General features: G+C 73.6%; 11 protein-coding genes and 27 pseudogenes. 19 read left to right on the top strand and 19 right to left on the bottom strand.

What is annotated here, in order from left to right; all coding sequences use genetic code 11:
- Positions 1 to 187: 187 nt before the first annotated feature.
- From dapF to miaB, 7 genes and pseudogenes are all read right to left on the bottom strand, one after another.
- Positions 188 to 1,041 (bottom strand): diaminopimelate epimerase (gene dapF, locus UK94_RS07550; RefSeq protein WP_235487007.1); only part of this gene is annotated, 854 nt, incomplete at its 3' end.
- Between the two features lie 147 nt (positions 1,042 to 1,188).
- The gene (locus UK94_RS07545) at positions 1,189 to 2,079 is read right to left on the bottom strand and encodes an EAL domain-containing protein (RefSeq protein WP_011606782.1); all 891 of its coding nucleotides are present in this window, start codon (positions 2,077 to 2,079) and stop codon (positions 1,189 to 1,191) included.
- A gap of 108 nt (positions 2,080 to 2,187) precedes the next feature.
- Positions 2,188 to 2,380 (bottom strand): annotated as a pseudogene (locus UK94_RS43420) (tRNA (adenosine(37)-N6)-dimethylallyltransferase MiaA); the annotation flags it as partial.
- Positions 2,381 to 2,390: 10 nt separating this feature from the next.
- Positions 2,391 to 3,123: tRNA (adenosine(37)-N6)-dimethylallyltransferase MiaA (gene miaA, locus UK94_RS07540; RefSeq protein WP_235486896.1), on the bottom strand; the 733-nt coding region annotated here is incomplete at its 3' end.
- 71 nt (positions 3,124 to 3,194) lie between these two features.
- Positions 3,195 to 4,067 (bottom strand): alpha/beta fold hydrolase, encoded by an 873-nt coding sequence (locus UK94_RS07535; protein WP_055749234.1) that lies wholly within the window; start codon positions 4,065 to 4,067, stop codon positions 3,195 to 3,197.
- Positions 4,068 to 4,080: 13 nt separating this feature from the next.
- Positions 4,081 to 4,914 (bottom strand): class III extradiol dioxygenase subunit B-like domain-containing protein, encoded by an 834-nt coding sequence (locus UK94_RS07530; protein WP_011606785.1) that lies wholly within the window; start codon positions 4,912 to 4,914, stop codon positions 4,081 to 4,083.
- Positions 4,911 to 6,404: a tRNA (N6-isopentenyl adenosine(37)-C2)-methylthiotransferase MiaB gene (gene miaB / locus UK94_RS07525; RefSeq protein ID WP_011606786.1), complete on the bottom strand. Its 1,494-nt coding sequence runs from the start codon at positions 6,402 to 6,404 to the stop codon at positions 4,911 to 4,913. Before miaB ends, UK94_RS07530 begins: the two co-directional genes overlap by 4 nt.
- 329 nt (positions 6,405 to 6,733) lie before the next feature.
- Here miaB and UK94_RS07520 point away from each other — a divergent pair, with 329 nt between their 5' ends.
- The 11 genes and pseudogenes from UK94_RS07520 to UK94_RS43375 form a co-directional block, all read left to right on the top strand.
- Positions 6,734 to 7,468 carry an amino acid ABC transporter ATP-binding protein gene (locus tag UK94_RS07520; protein ID WP_011606787.1) on the top strand — a complete coding sequence of 245 codons (735 nt, stop codon included), beginning with the start codon at positions 6,734 to 6,736 and terminating at the stop codon, positions 7,466 to 7,468.
- Positions 7,469 to 7,697: 229 nt separating this feature from the next.
- Positions 7,698 to 8,298: pseudogene (locus UK94_RS43415) on the top strand (transporter substrate-binding domain-containing protein); the annotation flags it as partial.
- A 1-nt stretch (position 8,299) separates the two neighbouring features.
- A pseudogene (locus UK94_RS43410) lies at positions 8,300 to 8,358 on the top strand (hypothetical protein); the annotation flags it as partial.
- Position 8,359: 1 nt separating this feature from the next.
- Positions 8,360 to 8,429 (top strand): annotated as a pseudogene (locus UK94_RS43405) (hypothetical protein); the annotation flags it as partial.
- Between the two features lies 1 nt (position 8,430).
- Positions 8,431 to 8,690: transporter substrate-binding domain-containing protein (locus UK94_RS43400; RefSeq protein WP_235486895.1), on the top strand; the 260-nt coding region annotated here is incomplete at its 5' end.
- A gap of 102 nt (positions 8,691 to 8,792) precedes the next feature.
- Positions 8,793 to 8,912, top strand: a pseudogene (locus UK94_RS43395) (amino acid ABC transporter permease); the annotation flags it as partial.
- A 1-nt stretch (position 8,913) separates the two neighbouring features.
- Positions 8,914 to 8,978, top strand: a pseudogene (locus UK94_RS43390) (amino acid ABC transporter permease); the annotation flags it as partial.
- Position 8,979: 1 nt separating this feature from the next.
- Positions 8,980 to 9,294: pseudogene (locus tag UK94_RS43385) on the top strand (ABC transporter permease subunit); the annotation flags it as partial.
- A 1-nt stretch (position 9,295) separates the two neighbouring features.
- Positions 9,296 to 9,413, top strand: a pseudogene (locus UK94_RS43380) (amino acid ABC transporter permease); the annotation flags it as partial.
- A pseudogene (locus UK94_RS07505) lies at positions 9,410 to 10,113 on the top strand (amino acid ABC transporter permease); the annotation flags it as partial. The pseudogenes UK94_RS43380 and UK94_RS07505, both read left to right, overlap by 4 nt.
- A 14-nt stretch (positions 10,114 to 10,127) precedes the next feature.
- Positions 10,128 to 10,327 (top strand): annotated as a pseudogene (locus UK94_RS43375) (amino acid ABC transporter permease); the annotation flags it as partial.
- Positions 10,328 to 10,398: 71 nt separating this feature from the next.
- Here UK94_RS43375 and UK94_RS43370 read toward each other — a convergent pair.
- The 11 genes and pseudogenes from UK94_RS43370 to UK94_RS07485 all read right to left on the bottom strand — a co-directional run.
- Positions 10,399 to 10,890 (bottom strand): annotated as a pseudogene (locus UK94_RS43370) (HDIG domain-containing protein); the annotation flags it as partial.
- 1 nt (position 10,891) lies between these two features.
- A pseudogene (locus UK94_RS43365) lies at positions 10,892 to 11,016 on the bottom strand (hypothetical protein); the annotation flags it as partial.
- 1 nt (position 11,017) lies between these two features.
- Positions 11,018 to 11,128 (bottom strand): annotated as a pseudogene (locus UK94_RS43360) (hypothetical protein); the annotation flags it as partial.
- Position 11,129: 1 nt separating this feature from the next.
- Positions 11,130 to 12,000 (bottom strand): annotated as a pseudogene (locus UK94_RS43355) (Rnase Y domain-containing protein); the annotation flags it as partial.
- 920 nt (positions 12,001 to 12,920) lie between these two features.
- Positions 12,921 to 13,523 (bottom strand): recombination regulator RecX, encoded by a 603-nt coding sequence (gene recX, locus UK94_RS07495; protein WP_011606792.1) that lies wholly within the window; start codon positions 13,521 to 13,523, stop codon positions 12,921 to 12,923.
- Between the two features lie 3 nt (positions 13,524 to 13,526).
- Positions 13,527 to 13,748, bottom strand: a pseudogene (locus UK94_RS43350) (DNA recombination/repair protein RecA); the annotation flags it as partial.
- Between the two features lies 1 nt (position 13,749).
- Positions 13,750 to 14,077: pseudogene (locus tag UK94_RS43345) on the bottom strand (DNA recombination/repair protein RecA); the annotation flags it as partial.
- Between the two features lies 1 nt (position 14,078).
- A pseudogene (locus tag UK94_RS43340) lies at positions 14,079 to 14,121 on the bottom strand (hypothetical protein); the annotation flags it as partial.
- A gap of 1 nt (position 14,122) precedes the next feature.
- Positions 14,123 to 14,236: pseudogene (locus UK94_RS43335) on the bottom strand (DNA recombination/repair protein RecA); the annotation flags it as partial.
- Position 14,237: 1 nt separating this feature from the next.
- Positions 14,238 to 14,567 (bottom strand): annotated as a pseudogene (locus UK94_RS43330) (DNA recombination/repair protein RecA); the annotation flags it as partial.
- Positions 14,568 to 14,734: 167 nt separating this feature from the next.
- Positions 14,735 to 14,923, bottom strand: a pseudogene (locus UK94_RS07485) (DUF3046 domain-containing protein); the annotation flags it as partial.
- Positions 14,924 to 15,114: 191 nt separating this feature from the next.
- Here UK94_RS07485 and UK94_RS73055 point away from each other — a divergent pair.
- The 8 genes and pseudogenes from UK94_RS73055 to UK94_RS07470 all read left to right on the top strand — a co-directional run.
- Positions 15,115 to 15,226: pseudogene (locus UK94_RS73055) on the top strand (hypothetical protein); the annotation flags it as partial.
- Between the two features lies 1 nt (position 15,227).
- Positions 15,228 to 15,538, top strand: a pseudogene (locus UK94_RS43325) (DEAD/DEAH box helicase); the annotation flags it as partial.
- A 1-nt stretch (position 15,539) separates the two neighbouring features.
- Positions 15,540 to 17,453, top strand: a pseudogene (locus tag UK94_RS43320) (helicase-related protein); the annotation flags it as partial.
- 32 nt (positions 17,454 to 17,485) lie between these two features.
- Positions 17,486 to 17,784, top strand: a pseudogene (locus UK94_RS43310) (DEAD/DEAH box helicase); the annotation flags it as partial.
- Positions 17,785 to 17,826: 42 nt separating this feature from the next.
- Positions 17,827 to 19,866, top strand: a pseudogene (locus UK94_RS43300) (DEAD/DEAH box helicase); the annotation flags it as partial.
- Positions 19,863 to 20,904: pseudogene (locus UK94_RS07475) on the top strand (MFS transporter); the annotation flags it as partial. The pseudogenes UK94_RS43300 and UK94_RS07475, both read left to right, overlap by 4 nt.
- 1 nt (position 20,905) lies before the next feature.
- Positions 20,906 to 20,963, top strand: a pseudogene (locus UK94_RS43295) (hypothetical protein); the annotation flags it as partial.
- Between the two features lie 528 nt (positions 20,964 to 21,491).
- Entirely contained in the window at positions 21,492 to 22,397 is a 906-nt protein-coding gene (locus UK94_RS07470) for a DNA-formamidopyrimidine glycosylase family protein (protein ID WP_011606797.1), read from the top strand.
- A 212-nt stretch (positions 22,398 to 22,609) separates the two neighbouring features.
- On the opposite strand, the gene UK94_RS07465 is transcribed toward UK94_RS07470, so the two are convergent.
- Positions 22,610 to 23,173, bottom strand: a complete 564-nt coding sequence (locus tag UK94_RS07465; RefSeq protein WP_011606798.1) for a sigma-70 family RNA polymerase sigma factor — start codon at positions 23,171 to 23,173, stop codon at positions 22,610 to 22,612.
- Positions 23,174 to 23,586 lie beyond the last annotated feature (413 nt).

Here is a 23,586-nt window from a genome sequence, read left to right as displayed (position 1 = left end):
GGCGTCGGCGACCCCGGCCACGTCCGCGCTCGCGGCCGCGCCCTGCCCGCCCGGGTCCGCCGGGCCCAGGGTGGCCGGGCCCAGGCTGGCCGGGCGCAGCACACCGTCGTAGACCAGCTCGGCCGGTCCCCGCAGCAGCACGGTGCCGGGACGCCAGACGACCACCAGGCCGCCGCCCGGGACGTCNACCTCGACCTCGACCTCGACCGCCGACGGCGCCGCGCCGGCGCCGTGGCGCACCCCCGACACAGCCGACGGGCGGACGCCCGCCGCCGCGCTTTGCCCCGGCTCGGCGTCAGGCGCGGGCTCGGAGGCGAGGGCAGATCCGGGGGTGGGACGCAGACCCTGGCGGGCGGCCCAGGCCACCGCGACCGCGCAGGCACCGGTGCCGCAGGAGGCCGTCTCCCCGACCCCGCGTTCGTAGACCCGCATGGCGACCCCACCCGGCCGCTCGACGACGATCTCGACGTTCACCCCGTCCGGGAAGTCCACCGGGGAGAACGCGGGGGGGCGGGTCAGGTCGAGATCGCGCAGCGCGGGCACGTCGAGATCGTCGGCGAAGCAGACCGCGTGCGGGTTGCCCATCGACACCCCGACCGCCGTGAAGTCGCGCTCGGCGACGGTCACCGCCGACCCGGCCCCGGCAGACAGCCTCGGCGGCCCCATGTCGACCGTGACGTCCCCCGCGGCCGGCACCTCCACGAGGCGCAGGCCGGCGCGGGTCGCGATGGTGAAGCGGCCGGGCTGGGCGTAGCCGGCGGCGACCAGGTAGCGGGCGAACACGCGGGCGCCGTTGCCGCACATCTCGGCGACGGACCCGTCGGCGTTGCGGTAGTCCATGAACCAGCGGGCGGCCCCGGCGAGGGGGGCGACCTCGGGGACGGCGGCGGACAGCACGACCCGCAGCACGCCGTCCGCGCCGACGCCGGTGCGCCGGTCGCACAACGCACGGACCAGGTCCGCGGTGAGCTCGAGGTCGCCGTCCGGGTCGGGCAGCACGACGAAGTCGTTGCCCGTGCCATGGCCCTTGACGAAGCGCAGCTCCCGGTCGTCCCGCACGAGGCGATCGTACGGCGCGACAACCCAGGCCGCCGAGCCGCCCGGGCCGATGGGGCCGCCCGGGCCGATGGGGACGATGGGGACGATCAGCGGATCAACCGTTCAGGTCGATCACACCGACGCCGCGACTCATCCCCCGGCGGCGCGCACCCACTCCCCCATCCGGTCGTCGGTCCGCGCCGGCGGCCTGTACCAGCGGTCCGGGCGGCCCCGCCCCAGCGCGATCATCCGGGCGTCCTCCACCGGGACCGGCGGGCAGAACACCGGCCCGATCGCCCGGTCGCAGCCGAGCTCGACCACCCGGGCGGCCAGCCGGGCGGTGTCCACGCCGTCGGCGACCACGGTGAGCCTCCGCTGGTGAGCCAGCCGGGCGATCGCCGCGACGACGGCCTCCCCCTCCAGGTCGCGCATGGTCGCCCGCAGGAAGACGCCGTCGAGCTTGACGAGGTCCAGCGGCAGCAGGTCGAACATCGCCAGCGACCCGAACCAGGTGCCGAACGACTCGACGGCGATCGCGACGCCGAGGCCGCGCAGCCGCTCCAGCAGGCGGGGCACCACCGGCGCGGCGAGCCCGAGGTCGCGCTCGCTGAACTCCAGGCCGATCGCCCCCGCCGGCAGCAGCCGGCCGGAGAGCAGCCGGTCGACCTCGGCGACGAAGGCGGGGCTGGCGAGCTGGCGGCCGTCGACGTTGACCCACAGCCGGGGCGGGCGGATCGGCGTGCCCACGGCCATCCGGTGCCAGGTGCGCGCCTCCGTCACCGCCATCCGCAGGACCCACTGGTCGACCTGGTGGACGAGGCCGGCGGCGGCGGCGATCGGCATGAACTCCGCCGGGCCGAGCACGCCGCGCTCAGGATGCTGCCAGCGCGGGTGGGCTTCCATTCCCGGAACCGAGCCGTTACGCAGGTCCACCTCGGGTTGGAAATGCAATCGCAACGAGCCGTCGTCGAAAGCGGCGTAGAGGGCGGGAACGAGAGTCAGGTCGGGTGGGGAACCGGCAGCAGCGGAGGGCGCGGTCACATCGATCTCTCCAGACGCCGAGCGGGACCGGCCGCCGCACGCCGCGCGTCGGTGACGCCGTGGTTCGGCGCCGACCCGTCGCCCCGGAGCCGTTTGACCGATCACCCGTCAGAGCGAACCCACCAGCCGTAGCACCTGGGTGACATCCGGTTGGTCCAGCCAGACTATCCGCTCGTCCCGACGAAACCAGGACCTTTGCCGTCGGGCAAAGCGTCGCGTCGCGGTAATTGTGGCCTGCTTGGCCTCCTCGGCGGAGTCCATTGCTCCGTCGAACCAGGCGAGCAGCTGAGCGTATCCCAGCNCACGGGACNCCGTACGACCTTCCCGGAGGCCCATTTCCGCCAACCTTCGCACTTCGTCGGGAAAACCCGCGCCCCACATTCTCTCCACCCGTTCGACGATCCGTTCGTCGAGATCGGTCCGGTCGATCCCGATCTGGACGACGTCGTAGACGGAGCGATGCTCGGGCAGGGTGGCCTCGAAGGTTCCGGTCAGCTCGACGACCTCCAGCGCGCGCACGATGCGGCGACCGTTGGTGGGCAGGATCGCCGCCGCGGCCCGCGGCGCGAGCCGCGCCAGCTCGCCGTGCAGCGCCGGCGCCCCGCGGCTGGCCAGCTCCCGCTCCCAGCGCGCCCGCACGGCCGGATCGGTGCCCGGGAAGGTCAGATCGTCGAGGGCGGCGCGCAGGTACAGCCCCGACCCACCGACCAGCACCGGGGTCCGGCCCACCGCGAGCAGGCCGTCGATCACCCGTCGGGCGTCGGCCTGGAAGCTGGCGACGTCGGCGGCGCGGGTCACGTCCCAGACGTCGAGCAGATGGTGGGGCACCCCGCGGCGCTGCTCCAGCGGGACCTTGGCGGTGCCGATGTCCATCCCGCGGTAGAGCTGCATCGAGTCGGCGTTGACGACCTCGCCGCCGAGCGCGAGCGCCAGCTCGATGCCGAGATCGCTCTTGCCCGCGGCCGTCGGCCCCACCACCGCCACCACCGGTCCCGGTCCCGAACCCGACTCTGATCCCGACCCTGACCGCTCCCGCGTGCTCATCGCCCCGATCGTGCCACGCGCCGGCGCGGCATCGGCGCGCCCGCCCGATCGGCAGCCCTCGGCCCAGCCGGTCAGGCGGCTCCGGAGCTGGCCTCGGCGACGGCGGGCGCCTGCCGCCGCGCCGGCAGGCCCGACGACCGCCAGAAGCCGACCAGTGTGGCGACCAGCGCGTCCGGGGCGTCGGCCGCCGGGTCGTGGCGGGCACCCGGCAGCACCTCGTAGCGGGCCGCGAGCCGGCGGGCCATGTCGGCCTGCACGGCGGCCGGCCATCCGTCGTCGCTCTCACCGTGCGCGACGAGCACCGGCAGGCCCACGCCGCGGGCGACCGCCGCCAGCTCCGTGACCCGGTCGGGGGTGTCGAGCAGGTGCTGGGCGATCGCCATCAGGGCGGTCTGGTTGTGGGCGAAGAACCGTCGTCGCAGGAAGTCGGCCGTCGGCGCCGGCCGGGGCCGCTCCATGGCGTGCAGCGCCGCCCACACCGCGGCCGGCCCGCCCCGCTCCAGGACCAGCCGGATCGTGCGCAGCGCGGCCTGACGCCGCCCGACGATCCCGGCCGGTCCGGAGGACAGCAGGGTCAGCGTGCGGATCCGGCCGGGGTCGGCGATGACCGCCGCGCGGGCGACGAGGCCGCCGAAGCTGTGCCCGACCAGGTGCACGCCGTGCCCGCCCGGTGCGCCCGCCTGCAGGCCGAGCGCGCCGATCACACGATGCACGTCCTCGGCAAACGCCTCCAGGCTGTAGGCCGCGATCTCGTCGGGGCCGGGCGACTCGTGCTGGCCCCGCTGATCGAGCGCCGTCGCGGCAAAGCCCGCGGCGGCCACCGCCGGCATGATCGGCAGAAAGTCCTCCTTGCTCGCCGCGTAGCCCGGCAACAGCAGAACCGCCGGGGCGTCCACCGACCCGCACCGCAGCGCGGCCAGGCCGGCGACATCGGTCCGCCACACACCTGGCGGCAGCTCAGCCGGACTCCCTACCACCTTGCGCGACCCCCCGATTCCAAACGGCAACCAGATAGCCGACACCGTAGGGCGCGTCGTCATAGGTGAGCTCGCTGGACCAGGCTTCGGTTGGCGTGTCGTCCCGAGTCGCGGCGAGTAGCGCACCGGCGAGGACCTGCCACGAGGCCCGGCCGGCGGCCAGCAGCTCGGCCGCCAGCTCGGGATCGAGGTCGAGCAGCGCACCGGGATCGGGTCCGGCCAGGGCCGCCGCCGCGGCGGCGTCGAACGCCGCGGCGCGCTCGTCAAACCCCCCAGGCGCCTTCAGGGTGCGCCGCGCCGAGCCGTCCCCCATGACCAGCAGCGCGAGCCGCTGCCCGGGCCGGGCCTGCACGACGAGGCGTTCACCGAGGTCGGCCGCCTGCCGCGGGGAATGGCCGGCCGGCACCCCGAGCGCCGCGCGATCCCCGGACCAGCCGGCGCTCGCCAACAACCAGGCGCCGACGGTCAACGACAGAGGCAACGACGGCGCCACGGCGGCGGACGGCCCTGGGACCGGCGGCCCCGCGAACGGCGGCCCTGCGAACGGCGGCCCTGCGAACGGCGGGCCGGCGGGGGGCGGCCCGAGCGGCACGCGCAGGTCCACGCCGAAGCCGGCGAGCGATCCGGCCGACTCGGACCCGAAGCGCGTCTCGGCCGGTGCGTCCCCGACGACCACGATGCCGTCCGGCCGCGCGGCGCACAGCCGCCGCACCGCGTCCACGGCGGCGGCGCGGGCGTGGACCTGCTCACCGCGGCCGACCTCGGGGACCAGCAGCGGCGGGTGCGGGCAGACGGCCGCGGCGACGAGGGTCACCGACGGCCCGGACTCGGCGCCGGGCCCACCGACGGCATGCCGAGGGCGACGGTCTGCCGGGCCGCCGTGGTGCCGGCACCGTCGCCGGCGGCGGGCACGGGGGCGGTGCGGGCGAGTTCCCAGGCGTCACCCGCGCGGGTGCGGCGGTGGGACAGCAGCGGACCGTCGGCCGTCAGATGATGCGGCGCCGCCCGTGTCACCACGGTCTCCACGACGTCACCGGGCCGTGCCGCAAGTCCCGCACCGGCCCGGAAGTGCACGAGACGACCGTCGCGCGCCCGGCCGGACAACCGGCCGGTGGCGTCGTCCTTGCGACCCTCGCCCTCCGCGACGAGCAGCTCGACCCGCCGGCCCACCAGCTCGCGGTTCTGCGCCCAGGAGACCTCGTCCTGCAGCGCGACCAGGCGGGCGTACCGCTCGGCCACGGTGGTCCGGTCGATCTGGCCGTCCATCGTCGCCGCCGGGGTTCCCGGACGCGGGGAGTACTGGAAGGTGAAGGCCCCGGCGAAGCGCGCCTGGCGCACCACGTCAAGGGTGTCGGCGAAGTCCGCCTCGGTCTCGCCGGGGAAGCCGACGATGATGTCGGTGGTGATGGCCGCGTCGGGCATCGCCGCCCGCACCCGCTCGACGATGCCGAGAAACCGGTCCCGCCGGTAGGAGCGGCGCATCCGGCGCAGCACGTCGTCCGAGCCGGACTGCAGGGGCATGTGCAGCTGGTGGCAGACGTTGGGCGTGGCGGCCATCGCCTCGATGACGTCGTCGGTGAAGTCCCGCGGATGCGGCGAGGTGAAGCGCACCCGCTCCAGGCCGTCGACCCGGCCGCAGGCGAGGAGAAGCTTGGCGAACGCCCCCGGGTCGCCGAGCGAACGGCCGTAGGAGTTCACGTTCTGCCCCAGCAGGGTGATCTCCAGCGCTCCCTCGCCGACGAGCGCCTCGACCTCGGCCAGCACGTCGCCCGGCCGGCGGTCGCGCTCGCGGCCGCGCAGGCTGGGCACGATGCAGAAGGTGCAGGTGTTGTCGCAGCCCACGCTGATGCTGACCCAGGCCGAGTGGTGGCTGGCCCGCCGCGTCGGCAGCGAGCTGGGAAACACCTCCAGCGCCTCGGCGATCTCCAGCTCGGCGGCGGCGTTGTGCCGGGCCCGTTCCAGCAGCACCGGCAGGCGATGCAGGTTGTGGGTGCCGAAGACGACGTCGACCCAGGGCGCCCGGTCGAGGATCGTCGAGCGGTCCTTCTGCGCCAGGCAGCCCCCGACGGCGATCTGCATCCCCGGGTGGCCCTTCTTCACCGGGACGAGCTGGCCGAGGTTGCCGTACAGCCGGTTGTCGGCGTTCTCCCGCACCGCACAGGTGTTGAACACGACGACGTCGGCCTCACTGCCGGGGGGGGCCGGAACGTAGCCGGCGGACTCGAGCAGTCCGGAGAGCCGTTCGGAGTCGTGAACGTTCATCTGGCACCCGAACGTGCGTACCTCGTAGCTGCGGCCCGTCACGTCAACCAGCCTACGGCGCGTCGCTCGCGGCCAGGTGGGCGACCGGCGCCCCGCCAGGCCGGACCGCCGGGCCGGGTCGACCGCACCGCGACGTCGCCCGGAGGGACGTGGACCCCCGAATCCATGTCGTTAAATATACAGATTCGCGGTCTTCGACGGCCCGTCGCGTATCATCCNCGAATGTCGCCGCAACGGTCCGGAAACGCTGGCGCAGCGGCCGTCCACCTGTCCGGCCCACGACAATCCGCGCGCCTGGCCCGTCCGTCCCGGATCCGCCGGGATGCTCGGTCCACCACCACACCGTTCTGCCATTGTGTCGGGAGGTCGATGTGCCCCTGGTGACCCTGGAGGGAGTCGGGAAGTCCTTCGGCGACAACCGGGTACTGAGCGACGTCGATCTTTCTGTCGAGGCGGGAGAGGTCGTTGTCGTCATCGGGCCCTCCGGGTCCGGGAAGTCGACGCTGTGCCGCTGCATCAACCGGCTGGAGACGATCGACGAGGGCCGTATCCTGTTCGAGGGGAACCCGCTGCCCGCGGAGGGGCGGGAACTCGCCCGGATGCGCTCCCGGGTGGGAATGGTTTTCCAGTCGTTCAATCTGTTCGCCCACCGCACGATTCTCGACAACGTGACGCTCGGGCCGACGAAGGTGCTCGGACAGAAACGGGGCCAGGCCGAGGCCCGCGCCCGCGAACTGCTGACCAGGGTCGGCATCGCGGACAAGGCCGACCGGCTCCCCCGGCAGCTCTCCGGCGGCCAGCAGCAGCGCGCCGCCATCGCCCGGGCGCTGGCCATGGACCCGGTTCTCATGCTGTTCGACGAGCCGACCTCGGCCCTGGATCCCGAGATGATCTCCGAGGTGCTCGACGTCATGCGGTCCCTGGCCGCGACGGGAATGACCATGATCGTGGTTACCCACGAGATGGGCTTCGCCCGCTCCGCCGCCGACCGCGTGGCCTTCATGGCCGACGGTCGCATTCTGGAGATCGCGCCGCCCGACGACTTCTTCGGCGCGCCAAAGTCGGACCGGGCCAGGGACTTCCTGGCCAGGATCCTGCAGCACTGATGCGCAAGCACTGAACGCAAGAGCTGGTCGCAACGCAAGGGCTGGTCGCAAGCACCGACGCAAGCACTGCCACAAGCACTGACCGGGGCCGGCCCCGGCGCCGGGCCACCCCCATGGCCCGCCGCGCGCCGGGCGGGAGCCGCGCCCCGGGCGGCACACCGGGACACCTCCTTCGACACCAGACCCCGTTCCGGACCCGGCGGTCCGGGGCACCGCGAGAGGATCGGTCATGCGTACACCGTTCAGTCGGGGCCGGCGGCCATCCGCCGGGCGTCCTACCGGTGACCCCGGGCAACCCGGCGGGAACTCACCCCGACGTTCCGCCGGGTCCGGCCGCGCCCGGCGGCGCGGCGGCGCGCTGCTGCTCGGCGCCGCGATGGTCGCCACCCTCGGCCTGACCGCCTGTGGCAGCAGCGACGACGACACCAAGGACGCGGCGCCCACGGGCGCCGCGGCCAGCTTCGCCCCGGGCACCACGATGGCCCGCCTCCACGACGCCGGGAAGATCACCGTCGGGACGAAGTTCGACCAGAACCTGTTCGGCCTGAAGAACCTCAGCGGCAAGCCCGAGGGCTTCGACGTCGAGATCGCGGAGATCATCACGGATGCCCTCGGGATCCCCCGGGACAAGGTGAACTTCGTGGAGACGGTGTCGGCCAACCGTGAGCCGTTCATCCAGCAGGGCCGGGTCGACATGGTCGTCGCCACGTACACGATCAACGACAAGCGCAAGAAGGTCGTCGACTTCGCCGGGCCGTACTACGTCGCCGGACAGTCGATCATGGTGGCGAAGAAGAACACCGACATCACCGGCAAGGACTCCCTCGCCGNCAAGAAGGTGTGCTCGGTCAGCGGGTCCACCCCGGCGGAGAACATCCGCAAGGTGGCACNGGCCGCCCAGCTGGTGCTGTTCGACGTGTACAGCAAGTGCGCGGACGCGCTGAAGAACGGGCAGGTGGACNCGGTCACGACCGACAACGTGATCCTGCTCGGCCTGATCGACAAGGATCCGGACGCCTTCAAGCTCGTCGGCGGCACCTTCACGAAGGAGCCGTACGGCATCGGGATCAAGAAGGGCGACACGGCCTTCCGGACGTTCATCAACGACACGCTGGAGGCCTCGTACTCCGACGGCCGCTGGGCGAAGGCGTTCAGCTCGACCGTCGGGAAGGTCGAGCCCAACACCCCGACCCCGCCGCCCGTCGACCGCTACACCTCCTGACCCACCGGTCGCGGTGATCGGCTGGTTCCGCCGGTCACCGCGACCAGGCGTTCCACCGCACGAGGGAGCTTCGCGATCGACGCCGTCTTCGACAACCTCGACATCTTCGCCGAGGGATTCCGCCGCACGGTGGGCCTGAGCCTGTTCGCGGCGATCGCGGCGCTGATCCTCGGCACCGCGCTCGCGGCGATGCGGGTCTCGCCGGTGCCTCCCCTGCGCTGGNTCGGCACCGCCTACGTGGAGATCGTCCGCAACACCCCGCTGACAGTGGTGTTCTTCTTCGTCGTGNTCGTCCTGCCGCAGGTCGACATCGTGTTCTCCTACTTCACCTTCGCGGTGGTCGCCCTGTCGATCTATCACGGAGCGCTGGTCTGCGAGGCGGTCCGCTCGGGCATCAACGGGGTCGACCTCGGTCAGGCGGAGGCCGCCCGCGCGCTCGGCCTGACCTTCACCCAGTCACTGCGGATGATCGTGCTGCCGCAGGCGTTCCGCAACGTGCTCCAGCCCCTCGGCAGCGTGATCAGCGCCCTGATCCGCAACACCTCGATCGCCGCGGCGTTCGGCGTCCAGGAGCTGACCGGGGTCGTGCAACGGCTGACGACGGNGAACCCGGACTCGGTCATCGCCGTTCTGCTCGGCGGCGTGGTCGCCTACCTGATCCTCACCCTGGCACTGGCGGGCGCACTGGCCCTGACCGAACGACGGGTGGCGAGGGCACGATGAGCGGCACGCCGATCGTCCTGGCGGATCCGCCCGGCCCCCGGGGCCGGCGGCGCATCCTGATCTCCAGCATCGTCGCGCTCGCCGTCATCGCCGGGCTGATCACGTTGGCCCTGCTGCGGCTGGCGGACCACGGGCAGCTCGACGGCGAGCTGTGGAGCGTGTTCGTCGACCAGCCAGACCTGCGGACCCTGCTGTGGAACGGCCTGCTCGACACGCTGCGTGCGGCGCTGACGGCGATGGTCTTCGCCGTGGTCCTCGGCGTCGCGCTGGCGATGGCGCGGATGTCGCGGCACCGCGCCGTGCGCATCCCCGCCACCGCCGTGGTCGAGCTGTTCCGCAGCCTGCCGGTGCTCATGCTGATCCTGTTCGCCTACCTGGGGCTGCCGGCGCTCGGCTGGAAGCTGTCGGCTTTCTGGGCCCTGGTGCTCGGCCTGACCGCCTACAACGGGGCGGTGATCAGCGAGATCTTCCGGGCGGGGATCGCCTCGATCGACCGGGGGCAGACCGAGGCCGCCGCGGCGCTCGGGCTGCGGCCGGTGCAGGTCTTCCGGCTCATCCAGTTCCCGCAGGCGGTCCGGCGGATGAGCCCGACCCTGATCAGTCAGCTGGTGACCCTGCTCAAGGACACCTCCCTCGGTTTCGTCATCGCCTACAGCGAGCTGCTGCGCTCCGGGCGCGGCGCCGTGGAGTTCCTCGGCAGNCGGTACGCCCTGNCGATCTACACGGCGATCGCGGTCATCTACATCGTGACCAACAGCCTGCTGTCGGCACTGGCCCGGTGGCTCGACCGGCGGCAGAACCGCCGGCTCGGCGGCGGGCACGCGCAGCTGCCCCTGGACGCCGCGACGGCCGCCGGCGCCCCGCCGGCGGCAGCGGTGCCCGAGCAGGGCGGCTCGGGTGGCACCCTGACCTGAGCCGTCCCGACCGGGCGCCCGGTCCAGCGATCCGACAGGACGCGCGGTCAGCGGGCCGACGGGACGCCCGGTCAGCGAGCCGTGCCCACCGCCCGGGTCTCCCGGACCACGGTCACCCGGATCTGACCCGGGTAGGTGAGCTCGTCCTCGATCTGCCGGGCGACGTCGCGGGCGAGCAGGTGGGCGGCGACGTCGTCAACCTCCTCGGGGACGACCATGACCCGCACCTCCCGGCCCGCCTGCATCGCGAACACCCGGTCGACCCCCGGGCGATCACCGGCGATCTGCTCGATCCGTTCGAGCCGCTTCACGTACGACTCCAGGCTGTCGCGGCGCGCCCCCGGCCGGCCGCCGGAGATCTGGTCGGCCGCCTGGGTCAGCACGGCGCACAGCGAGCGGGGCGCGACCTCGTTGTGGTGCGCCTCGATCGCGTGCACGACCTCCTCGGACTCCCCGTAGCGGCGGGCCACGTCCGCGCCGATGAGGGCATGGGACCCCTCGACCTCGTGCGTCAGCGCCTTGCCGAGGTCGTGCAGCAGCGCCGCGCGCTTCGCCAGGGGCAGNGCCATCCGCAGCTCCGCGGCCATGATCCCGGCGAGGTGAGCGCTCTCGATGAGGTGCGCGAGCACGTTCTGGCCGTAGCTGGTGCGGTAACGCAGCCGCCCGAGCAGGGTGACCAGCTCGGGGTGNATCTCGGAGATCCCGGTCTCGAGCAGCGCGTCCTCGCCGGCGCGCACGCAGCGCTCCTCGACCTCCACCTGAGCGCGCGCGTACTCCTCCTCGATGCGATGCGGGTGGATGNGCCCGTCGGACACCAGCGCCGCGAGCGTGATCCGGCCGATCTCCCGGCGCACCGGGTCGAAGCAGCTCAGCAGGACCGCCTCCGGGGTGTCGTCGATCAGCACGTTCACCCCGGTGACGGACTCGAAGGTCCGGATGTTGCGCCCCTCGCGGCCGATGATCCGGCCCTTCATCTCGTCGCCCGGCAGGTGCAGCACGGTGACGACGGACTCGGTGGTCTGGTCGGAGGCGACCCGCTGGATGGCCGTGGTCACGATTCGGCGGGCGCGTTCCTCGCCCTCCTCCTCGGCCCGCGCCTCGATCTCACGGACCAGCAGGGCAGCCTCGCGGCGGGCCTCGTGCTCGATGGTCGAGACGAGCTCGGCCCGGGCCTGGACCGCGGTGAGCTCGGCGATGCGCTCCAGCGCCGCCTGCCGGGCGGCCTCGTCGTCGGCCGCCTCCGCCGTCCTGTGGGCCAGCTCGTCCTCCCGGTCGAGCAGGTCCTGCTCACGCCCGGCGAGCCGGCTGGCGTGCTCGTCCAGACCGGCGGTGCGCTCTTCGACTCGCTGTTCCCGGGCCGCAAGTGCCTCCTCCCGGCCGCGCAGTTCGGCCCGCCGGACCCGCAGCTCCTCCTCGAAGGAGGTCCGGGCCGTGGCGATCTCGGCCCGGGCGGCCTCCAGCTCGACGCGGGCCGCGTCGCGTACCGCGGCCTCCGCGCGGGAGGCGTCGGCCGCAGCCTCGGCACGAGCCTGGTTACGCAGCGAGGCGACCTCGTCCTCGCCGCGTCGGCGGATCTCCGCGGCCTCCCGCTCAACCCGGGCGAGTCGCTCCGCGGCCTCACGTTCCGCCCGAGCGACGATCTGCGCCGCCTCGCGCTCGGCCGCCCGTCGCACNGACGCCGACTCCCCCGGCGCCGACTCCCGCAACGCCGACTCCCGCAATGGCGCTTCGAGCGATGTGTCCTCCGTCGCGGCAACCCGGCTAGGCGTGTCGGCGACGGCCGCCACGGCGAGGACCGTCCCCGTGTCGACCGTCTCGGCGATCCGGCCCGTATCCGACGCGTCGGCGGGTGATCCGGCGGCCGGCGTGGGTGCACCACCGATCGCCGCCCCGGGCTCCGGCGCGGCGGCCGCATCGTGGTGGGGCGCCCGAGGGGCCGGGGAGCCGAGGCCGGCGTCCGGTGCGGCCGCTGACTCGCCGTAGGCCGCACCGGGAGCGTCACCCGCCGGCCGTTCGCCTTCGGCCGCGGGCCGGACGGGGGGCAGTACCCGCACCGCGGGTCCGTCGTCGTCGTCGAGCGCAAGCGCGTCGACGGAGGCCGCCATACCCGAGGAGCTCCGGGTTGCGCGTGTCGCGGCGCCGTAATGCCGGTCCCCCCGCGCCGTGCGCGCCAGCCACGCCACGGCGAGGATAAGNGCGACGAGCACGAGGAGAACGAGCGACAAGAGGATGACGAGAACGCCGTCCACCGCTGCTCCCTCCGCTATCGTCGGACCCGCCCAGGCGGGCTGGATCGGAGCGGCGAAGGACCCACGACCCGGCGCGATCAGCCGTGGAGGGGCAGCGCGGACTCCANCATTACGATAAGAAGCCCATGGCGGCAAGCTGGAGCAGACCATCAACAGAGATGGCCCATCCCGNCATGGCGACTCGGANACCCGCTCGCGGCGGCTGCCTCCTTGTGAAGTTGAACGAGCTATCGTCACCGCGTCCCCGCGGAGGATCCTGTCACCTTTCTGGGAGAATAAGACGGGTCACATTCTCCGGTCAAGAAATTCGTCACATTGACAACAGGCGGAATTCCCGCTAGAGCTCAGGCGGAGGGGCCGAGGTCGCCGTCGTCCCACGTCGGCGGCTCCTCCTCTTCGGTACCGGCGCCGACCAGCTCCTGCACGACCCGGATCGCGAGCTCGGCCGGATAGCCCCGCCGCATGAGCATGGCCAGCAGCCGTCGCGTCCGCGCCTGCTCGGGCAGCCGGTCCATCGATCGCAACCGGCGCCGGACCAGATCCCGGGCCGCGTCCTCCTCGTCCTGCGCGGCGAGAGCGGACGTGGCCCCCTCGACCACGTCCGGCTGGACTCCCCGCCGACGCAGCTCCGCGGCGAGTGCCTGCCGACCCAGCCCGCGGTGGGTACGCGCCGAGGACACGAAGGCGGCGGCGAAGGCCTTGTCGTCGACGAGCCCGACTGCGGTCAGTCGGTCGAGCACCGTCGCGGCGACGTCGTCGGTCACGCCTCGACGGCGCAGGGTCGCGGCCAGTTCGGCCCTGCTACGCGCCCGCGCCGCCAGCTGGCGCAGGCAGATCTCCCGCGCGACGACGACCGGATCGGCCGGCCGACCGGCACCGGGATCGCCTGCGGCGTCGGTGCCGGCGGCCGGACGGCGGCCGGCGTCGCGCCGACCGGCTCCCACCATCGGTCAGAGGTCGATGGGGACCGGTGCCACCGCGTCGGATTCGACGCTGGGCAGGATGCCGAGCTTTTCCTTGATCTTCTTCTCGATCTCGTTGGCCAGGTCGGGATTGTCCCGCAGGAACGACCGGGCGTTCTCCTTGCCCTGGCCGAGCTGGTCGCCGTCGTAGGTGTACCAGGCACCGGACTTGCGGATGATGCCGTGTTCGACGCCCATGTCGATGAGGGANCCCTCGCGACTGATACCACCGCCGTAGACGATGTCGAATTCGGCGGTCCGGAACGGCGGGGCGACCTTGTTCTTCACCACCTTGACTCGCGTGCGGTTACCCACGGCCTCCGTGCCGTCCTTGAGCGTCTCGATACGGCGGACGTCGAGGCGCACCGACGCGTAGAATTTCAGCGCCTTTCCACCGGTCGTGGTCTCCGGCGAACCGAACATGACGCCGATCTTCTCGCGGAGCTGGTTGATGAAAATCGCGGTCGTGCCGGAGTTCGCCAGCGCGGCCGTCATCTTGCGCAGGGCCTGCGACATCAGCCGGGCCTGGAGGCCGACGTNGCTGTCGCCCATCTCACCCTCGATCTCGGCCCGCGGGACCAGCNCCGCCACCGAGTCGATGACGATGATGTCCAGCGCACCGGACCGCACCAGCATGTCCGCGATCTCAAGCGCCTGCTCACCGGTGTCCGGCTGGGAGACCAGCAGGTTGTCGATATNGACCCCGAGCTTCCCGGCGTACTCCGGGTCGAGGGCGTGCTCGGCGTCGATGAACGCCGCGATGCCGCCGGCCGCCTGCGCGTTCGCCACGGCGTGCAGGGCGACGGTCGTCTTCCCGGACGACTCCGGGCCGTAGATCTCGATGACGCGGCCCTTCGGAAGGCCACCGATACCGAGCGCGACATCCAGCGCGATCGAGCCCGTGGGGATGGCCTGGATCGGCGGCCGGGTGTCGTCCCCCAATCGCATGACCGATCCCTTGCCGAACGCCTTGTCGATCTGCGCCAGGGCATTGTCCAGCGCCTTGTCACGGTCGAGTCCTGCCGCCATTGGGGTTACTCCATGCTGAGGTCGTCGATTCTTGGCCACGGAGGTGACGTTAGGCCGTGGGTCCGACAGTTTCGAGGGCCGGGGGTGATCTGTGGATAAGTGCCCNCATGGGGATAACTCTAGCCGAACAGGCGTTCGACGNCTCGGCGACACGCCGATCGGCGCGCTCAGCGCTCCCGGGCGGGCACGTCGAACTCGTCGCACACGGCCCGCCACACGGTCTTGGCGTCGTCACCGCGGGCCAGGGCCGCCTCCACCGTCGCGCCGCCGAGCCCCGCGAGCACATGATCGCGGGCAAACGACTCCGCGTAGGCCGAACCGAACCGTATGTCCATCTTCGCCCAGAACTCGGTCAGNCTCACCTCACCAGTGTGCACCGGCCGGAAAGGGTCGGGTCAACCGCCGCCGCGGCGATCGGTCCCCCTCTCGGCGGGCGCCGCCGGACCCGAACGCACCCGGCGCAACCGGGCGGCCCACAGCCGGACTCCCGAGCCCGACGGACCGCGGCCGCCGGAATCTGTCGGTGCCGCGTCGCAGACTGGACGACGTGCCCAGTCGCAGCCCCACCGATCAGCCGGATCCGCTCGCGCCGTTCTCCGCGCCGACGCGGAGCTGGTTCGGCGCGGCCTTCGCCGCCCCGACGCCCGCCCAGCACGGTGNGTGGGAGGCGATCCGTGGGGGCGGCAACGCGCTGGTCGTCGCCCCCACGGGCTCCGGAAAGACCCTCGCCGCGTTCCTGTGGTCCCTGGACACGCTGGCCCGGTCGCAGCCGCCGCCAGAGCCGACGCGCCGGTGCCGGGTGCTCTACATCAGCCCGCTCAAGGCGCTCGGCATCGATGTGGAACGCAACCTGCGCGCCCCGCTGGCGGGGATCCGGGGTGCCGCGCAGCGCCTCGGCCTGCCCCAGCCCGACATCACCGTGGGGGTTCGTTCGGGCGACACCCCGGCCGCCCAGCGGCGCGGCTTCGGGANCCGTCCGCCCGACATCCTGATCACCACGCCGGAGTCGCTGTTCCTCATGCTGACCAGCGCGGCCCGCGAGGCGCTGCGCGGAGTCGGCACGGTGATCGTCGACGAGGTGCACGCGGTGGCCGGCACCAAGCGCGGCGCCCACCTGGCCCTCAGTCTGGAGCGCCTCGACGCGCTGCTGGACCGGCCGGCACAGCGGATCGGCCTGTCGGCCACGGTGCGCCCGGTCGAGGAGGTCGCGCGCTTCCTCGGTGGGGCGGCCCCGGTGGAGGTGGTCCGGCCGCCGGCGGCGAAGACCCTCGAGATCGAGGTCGTGGTCCCCGTGGAGGACATGACCCGGCTGGGCGAGCCGCTCGTCGACGCGCCGGCGGACGGCTCCGCCGCGGCCGCCCCGCCCCGGGCGTCGATCTGGCCGGCGGTCGAGGAGCGCGTGCTCGACCTGGTGCTGGCGCACTCGTCGACGATCGTGTTCGCCAACTCGCGGCGGCTCGCCGAGCGGCTGTGCGCACGGCTGAACGAGCTCTACGCCGACCGGCTGGTCGAGGCCGCGGCCGCTGCCGACGGGCCGGAGTCGAGCCCGGCCGCGGCCAGTTCCGACGGCGCCGGCGCACCCCCGGCGCGCCTGGCCCCGGCCGCGATGATGGGCGCGGCCGGCCAGGGCGGCGGCACCGCCGCCGGGTGGCCGGAGGTCGCGCGGGCCCACCACGGCAGCGTCAGCCGCGAGCAGCGGCTGCTCATCGAGGAGGATCTCAAGGCCGGGCGGCTGCCGGCGGTCGTGGCGACCTCCAGCCTGGAGCTGGGCATCGACATGGGCGCGGTCGACCTCGTCGTCCAGATCGGCTCACCGCCGAGCGTGGCCGCCGGCATGCAGCGCGTCGGGCGCGCCGGTCACCAGGTCGACGCCACGAGCCTCGGCGTCGTCCTGCCGCAGCATCGCGGGGACCTGCTCGAGAGTGCCGTCGTCGCCGAGCGGATGCGGGCGGGGGCGATCGAGGAGGTCCATGCTCCACGCAACCCGCTCGACGTGCTCGCCCAGCAGATCGTGGCGATGACGGCGATGGACGACTGGTCCGTCGCCGATCTCGGCGTGCTGGTCCGGCGGGCGGCGTCCTTCGCGTCCCTGCCGGGGTCGGTTCTGGAGGCCGTGCTCGACATGCTCGCCGGGCGCTACCCCTCCGACGCCTTCGCCGAGCTGCGCCCCCGCATCACCTGGGACCGGGCCACCGGCATCCTGCACGGCCGGCCCGGCGCGCAGCGGCTTGCGGTGACCAGCGGCGGAACGATCCCCGACCGGGGCATGTTCGGCGTGTTCCTGATCGGGGAGAAGGCCAGCCGGGTCGGGGAGCTCGACGAGGAGATGGTCTACGAGTCGCGGGTCGGCGATGTCGTGCTGCTCGGCTCGTCGAGCTGGCGGATCGAGGAGATCACCGCGGACCGGGTGCTGGTCACCCCGGCGCCGGGCCGCCCCGGCCGGCTGCCCTTCTGGCACGGCGACGCCCCCGGTCGGCCCGCCGAGCTCGGCCGCGCGCTCGGGGCCTTCCTGCGCGAGGTCGGCCGGCTGCCGGCGCCGGCGGCGGCCGAGCGGATGCGGGCCGCCGGGCTCGACGACTGGGCCGCCGCGAACCTGCTGCGCTACCTCGACGAGCAGCGGGCCGCCGTCGGGCATCTGGGGGACGACCGGACGATCGTCGTCGAGCGGTTCCGGGACGAGATCGGCGACTGGCGCCTCGCGGTGCACTCGCCGTTCGGCGCCCCGGTCAACGCCCCCTGGGCCCTGGCGCTCGGGGCGCGGCTGCGGGAGCGGTACGGCACCGAGGTACAGATCATGCACACCGACGACGGCATCGTCGCCCGGATCCCGGACGCGGCGGAGGTGCCGGGCGCAGATCTCGCCCTGTTCGAGCCGGACGAGATCGANGCGATCGTGCGGGCGGAGATCGGCGGCAGCNCCCTGTTCGCCAGCCGGTTCCGCGAGTGCGCCGGGCGGGCCCTGCTGCTGCCGCGGCGCACCCCCGGCCGGCGGACCCCGCTGTGGCAACAGCGCCAGCGCAGCGCCCAGCTGCTCACCGTCGCCGCCACGTTCAGCGACTTCCCGATCGTGCTGGAGACGATGCGGGAATGCCTGCAGGACGTGTTCGACACCCCGGCGTTGGTCGGGCTCATGCGCGAGGTGGCAGCCCGATCGCTGCGGGTGGTCGAGGTGGAGACGGCGTCCCCGTCGCCGTTCGCCTCGTCGCTGCTGTTCGGCNACGTCGCCGCGTTCCTGTACGACGGCGACGCGCCGCTGGCNGAACGCCGCGCCCAGGTGCTGTCGCTGGACAGCTCGCTGCTCGCCGAGCTGCTCGGCGAGGCCGACCTACGGGAGCTGATCGATCCCGCCGCGCTGGCCCAGGTGACCGCCGAGCTCACCCGGCTCGCTCCCGAGCGGCGCGCCCGCGACGCCGAGGGGGTCGCCGACCTGCTGCGCATCGTCGGCGACCTGACCACGGCGGAGGCCCTCGCCCGGGGGGCCACCCCGGCCTGGCTCGCCGAGCTGGAGCACGATCGCCGGATCCTGCGCGTGCGCATCGCCGGGGAGGAACGCTGGGTGCCCGTCGAGGACGCGGGCCGGCTGCGCGACGCCCTCGGCGTTCCCCTGCCGGTGGGAGTGCCCGAGGCGTTCACCCAGCCGGTGCGCGACCCGCTGGGCGATCTCATCTCCCGCTACGCCCGCACCCACGGGCCGTTCGACGCCGAGGAGCCCGCGCGGCGCCTGGGGCTGGGCACGGCGGTCGTCGTCGGGGTACTCGAGACCATGGCCGCCGAGGGCCGGCTGGTGCGCGGCGAGCTACATCCCGAGCGCACGGGCCTGCAGTGGTGCGACGGCGGGGTGCTGCGCGCGCTGCGCCGGCGCAGCCTCGCCGCGCTGCGCCGCGAGGTCGAGGCCGTGCCGACCCGGGCACTCGGCGCCTTCCTGCCCGCCTGGCAGGAGGTGACCAGCGGTCGGGGCCGGGGGGTCGACGGCGTGCTGCGGGCCGTCGAGCAGCTCCAGGGCGCCCTGATCCCGGCGAGTGCCTGGGAGCAGCTCGTCCTGCCGGCCCGGGTCACCGACTACTCCCCGGCGATGCTGGACGAGCTGTGCTCCGCCGGCGAGGTCCACTGGGCAGGCGCCGGCGGTCTACCCGGCGGCGACGGCTGGCTGACCCTGGTCACCGCCGACGCCGCCGCCCTCCTGCTGCCCGCGGCCGACCTCGACGCCGCCGCCGGGCAGCCGCACGCGGCGATCCTCGACGCCCTCGCGGACGGCGCGGCGCTGTTCTTCCGGGCCCTGTCGGACCGGGTCGGCGCGCTCGACGACACCGCCCTGACCGCGGCCCTGTGGGATCTCGTCTGGGCAGGCCTGATCACCAACGACACCCTCGCACCGCTGCGCGTGGCCCTGGGTGCCACCGGCGGTACCGCCGCGGGCGCGGCGCGGCGGCGCCCCCCGCGGCCGCGGCAGTCCCGCTACGGTCGGCCGACGCTGCCGCGGCGGACCGGTCCCCCCACCGCGGCCGGCCGGTGGTCGCTGCTTCCCGAACGCGACGAGGACCCCACCCGCCGTGGCCACGCGCTCGCGGAGGCACTGCTCGACCGGCACGGCATCGTCACCCGGGGGGCGGTGACCAGCGAGCGGCCGCCCGGCGGTTTCGCCGCGGTCTACCGGGTGCTCAGCGCGTTCGAGGACGCGGGCCGGGCCCGGCGCGGCTACTTCGTCGAGTCACTGGGCGCCGCCCAGTTCGCCGTGCCCGGCGCGGTCGATCGGCTCCGGGCGATCGCCGCGGCGCAGCGTGACGCGGCCCAGGTCCCGTCCTGGGCACCGCCTGCGATCGGGTCCGCCCCCGGCACCTCGGCGGAGAACGGGGGCCTGTGGGCGCGAGCGGATCCCCGCCGGCCCGGATCCGCGACGGGTCGGGCCGGCGGCGGCCCCGCGGCGGTAGTTCTCGCCGCCACCGATCCGGCCAACCCCTTCGGTGCCGCACTGCCGTGGCCGGAGCGGCCGGGACCGGGAGCGGACACGGCGGCCGGGCACCGGCCTGGCCGGAAGGCGGGAGCCCTGGTCGTCCTCGTCGACGGCGAACTGGTCCTCTACGTGGAGCGTGGCGGACGGTCCCTGCTGTCGTGGACGGCGGACGAGCGCCTCACCGGGACCGCCGTGGAAGCCCTGGCCCGCGCCGTCGTGGACGGCTCACTCGGCCGGCTGACCGTGGAGAAGGCCGACGGGGAGCCGATCGCCGCGAGTGGCCTCGGCGCGGCCCTCGAACGCGCCGGCTTCCATCCGACGCCGCGTGGCCTGCGGCTGCGGGCTTGACCAACCAGATCGGCGCCCGCGAGGAGGGCGGGCGCGGGCCGGCGGTGCGATCCCTGTGGGACCACCGGGTCAGGGCGCTGACCGTCGGTCTCGTCACGATCATCACGCTGGTCGCGTTCGAGGCCCTCGCCGTGGTCACGGTGCTGCCGGACGTCGCCGCCGATCTCGACGGCCTCGGCCTGTACGGCTGGGCGACCAGCGCGTTCTTCCTCGGCACGACGGTCGGCATCGTGCTGGCCGGTGCCGGCGCCGACCGGACCGGGCCGGCCCGCCCGTTCGCGGTCGGGCTGCTGTTCTTCTGCGCCGGGCTGCTGCTCGCCGCGCTGGCGCCGACGATGGGCCTGCTCGTCGTCGGCCGGGGGCTGCAGGGCCTCGGCGGCGGGTCGATCCCGGCGATCGCCTACGCCACGATCGGCCGCGTCTACCCCGCCGAGCTGCGACCCCGGGTGTTCGCGGTGCTCTCCACCGCCTGGGTGGTGCCGGGCCTCGGCGGGCCGGCGCTGGCCGGCCTGATCGCCGCCCACGCCGGTTGGCGCTGGGTCTTCGGCGGACTGCTGCCGCTGACCGTCGCCGCGGGGGGCATCCCCGTCCGGGCGCTGCGCGCGCTGCCGGGGCGACCGGCCGGTGGGCACGTCCGGATCCCGATCGTCGCGGCGGTGCGGATCAGCGGCGGCGCCGGCCTCGTCCTGGCCGGGCTGACGAACCGCTCGCCGTCCGGCCTGCCACTGATCGCCGCCGGCATCGCCTGCGGTCTCGGCCCACTGCGCCGGCTGCTGCCGGCCGGTACCCTGCGCCTGCGTCCCGGCGTCCCTGCCGCCGTGGCCGCCCGAGGCCTACTGACCTGGGCCTTCTTCGGGGCGGACACCTTCGTGCCCCTGTCGATCACCGCGGTGCGGCACGCGTCGACGACGACGGCGGGACTCGCGGTGTCGACGGCGACGCTCTGCTGGACGGCGGGCTCCTGGACGCAGGCCCGACTCGCCGAGCGCCGGTCGTACCGGGAGCTCATCGGGGCAGGACTCGGCCTGGTCGCCCTCGNCACGGGCGGGTTCGCCTCCGTGCTGCTGCCCGCGAGCGTGCCGCTGGCCGTCCCGATCNCCTGCTGGGGAGTCGCCGGGATCGGCATCGGCCTGTCGTACTCGACCGTCGTCACGCTGGTCCTCGGCGAGACGCCGCCCGACCGGCACGGGATGGCCAGCACCGCGGTGGCCCTCAGCGACAACCTGGGCACTGCGTTCGGCGCCGGGCTGAGCGGGGTGGCGGTCGCGGCGAGCCAGGCGAGGACCGGCGCGCCGGACACCGGGCTCGCGGTCGCCTTCGGCCTCACGGTCGGCGTCGGGTTGTTCGGCGCGATCGTGGTCGCCCGGCGGCTACCGCGACACCGCTCGCCCAGCCCGGCACGCGCACCCCGGCCGTGACCGGTCCCGTTCCCGGGACCGGGACCGGGACCACAGCGACAGGTGACGCAAGGAGTCGAACGACGGAAGGTGGACGACGGATGGCAGAGAGCGCATGACGGAGGTCGGAAGGCGGACGACGCAAGGCCGACGAGCAAGGCCGACGAGCAAGGCCGACGGCGCAGGCACCGGGCGCGTCGGCCCGGAGGATGCAGGGAGGATGCGGGGATGCCCGAGGGCGACACCGTGTGGCGGGTGGCCCGGCGGATGGACGCCGCGCTCGCCGGCGCGCGGCTGCTGAGCAGCGACTTCCGGGTGCCACACCTGGCCACGGCCGACCTGTCCGGCCAGCGGATCATCGGGGTGGCGGCGCGCGGCAAGCACCTGCTGACCAGGTTCGACGGCGGGTTGAGCCTGCACACCCATTTTCGGATGGAGGGCTCGTGGCACCTCTACCGTCCGGGGGTGCCCTGGTCGGGCGGTCCGGCCTGGCAGATCCGGGTCGTGCTCACCACCGCGGAGCAGGTCGCGGTCGGGTACCGGCTGGCGATCGTCGAGCTGCTGGCGACGAGCCGCGAGCAGGACGCCGTCGGCCATCTCGGCCCGGACGTGCTCGGCCCGGACTGGGATCTGGACGTCGTGGTGGCGGCGCTGCGGGCAGTGCCGCAACGGCAGATCGGTGCCGCGCTGCTCGACCAGCGGATCATCGCCGGCCTGGGCAACATCTGGCGGACCGAGGCCTGCTTCGTCGCCGGGGTCTCCCCCTGGACGCCCGTGGGCGACGTACCCGATCTACCGGGGCTCGTCCGACGAGCCCAAGCGATGATCAGGACCGGCGCCCACGGCGGGCATCAGGTGACGACCGGGTCTACGCGACCCGGGGAGGAGCACTGGGTCTACGGCCGGGCCGGGCGGCCCTGCCGGCGGTGCGGAAGCCGGATACTCACAGCCGACCAGGGCCGGCTACCCGGCCGGATCGACGAGGAGAGCCGGCGCACCACCTGGTGCCCCCGGTGCCAGGCCGGACCGGCGGCTCCCGCGGGAGCCGTCGCCCGTCGCGGACGTGCGAACCGAGGCGCCGAGGCGCGCTCCGGCCGCGTCCGCCGGCCTGATGCCGGGGAAGGTGGTGCCTGATGGTGCCCGAAAGTGCCTGGTGACGGCCGGTAGAACCGGATGCTGCCTGGTGGTACCGGATAAGTGCCTGGTAGTGCGCCAGAGGTGCGTGGTGGTGCTGGAAGAGCGTGGTGGTGCTGGAAGAGCGTGGTGGTGCTGGAAGAGCGTGGTGGTGCTGGAAGAGCATGGTGGTGCCGGAGGTGCATGGTGCACGCCGAATCCTGGCGAGACCGTCAGTTCCGCGAGAAGGAGATCAGTCGCGCCCGGCCGCGGGTGAACGCACCCTCGGCCGCCTTGAGGCTGATCTCCAGGTCCGCCGCCGCCTCCCGCGTGCTCATCCCGGCCGCCCGCGCCATGATCACCTGGCGCTCGCGACCGCGCAGCGAACCGGCCCGGGCCAGCAGCCAGCGGGCCTCCGCCCGGTCGCAGACGGCGTCGTCCGGCGCCGGTTCCCACGGCTGCAGGTACCCGCGGACGACCGCCCGCTCCGCGCGCTGACGGGCCCGGTGGTGGTCGACGCACAGGCGCAGCACCGTCGTCGTCAGGAACTGACCGACGCGGCTCGCGTCGAGGTCCCGGAAGCCTGCCGCACGGATGAACGCCTCGTGCACGCAGTCCTCCGCGTCTGCCTTGCTCGGCAGCCGACGGCGGGCGATGTGGATCAGCCGCTCCCGGTGGGGCAGCATCAGCGACCATCGCTGCTCGCTGTAGGGCCGGTCCAGCTCGGCCAGGGATGTTGCAGTTGCCGTCGCGGTTGCGGAATCAACCGGGGGGAACTCCCCGGCAGGGCATGTCACGGTTCAGTCCACCTCTGACTTGCTCGGACCGCGCCACCCCCCAGCGCGATCACGGCCGGCCCGGTGCGCGCCAGCACCGGCAGAACCGCGATGCGCCTTGGTCTTCTATGTCCGCTGAGTGCCAAGCAGCGGACTTTGGACAAGCCGGACATTACNCATCCACTCCTGGGCAAGCCAGTCCCGACTTCTCCGTACACGCGGGACGGCCGCCCAACATGCACGCACCGTACGCTCCACGGACCCGGAACCGACGCTCCGTTGCNGGAGCAACACCACCAAACGGTGGCAAAATGNCAAGAAACCCAGGAGAATGGCGTTCTCNAGCCCAACGGACGGTATGCCTAATTGCCATTCGTCACGCACCGTATTCAGTGAACCGGCTGTAAACGTGGCGATCTACGACCCGAAGGTGC

It is taken from the genome of Frankia sp. AvcI1 (genome assembly GCF_001420875.1).
Classification (GTDB): Bacteria; Actinomycetota; Actinomycetes; order Frankiales; family Frankiaceae; genus Frankia; species Frankia alni.
The sequence above is the reverse complement of the archived record's forward strand: the minus strand, read 5'-3'. Positions and strand labels throughout refer to the sequence as shown.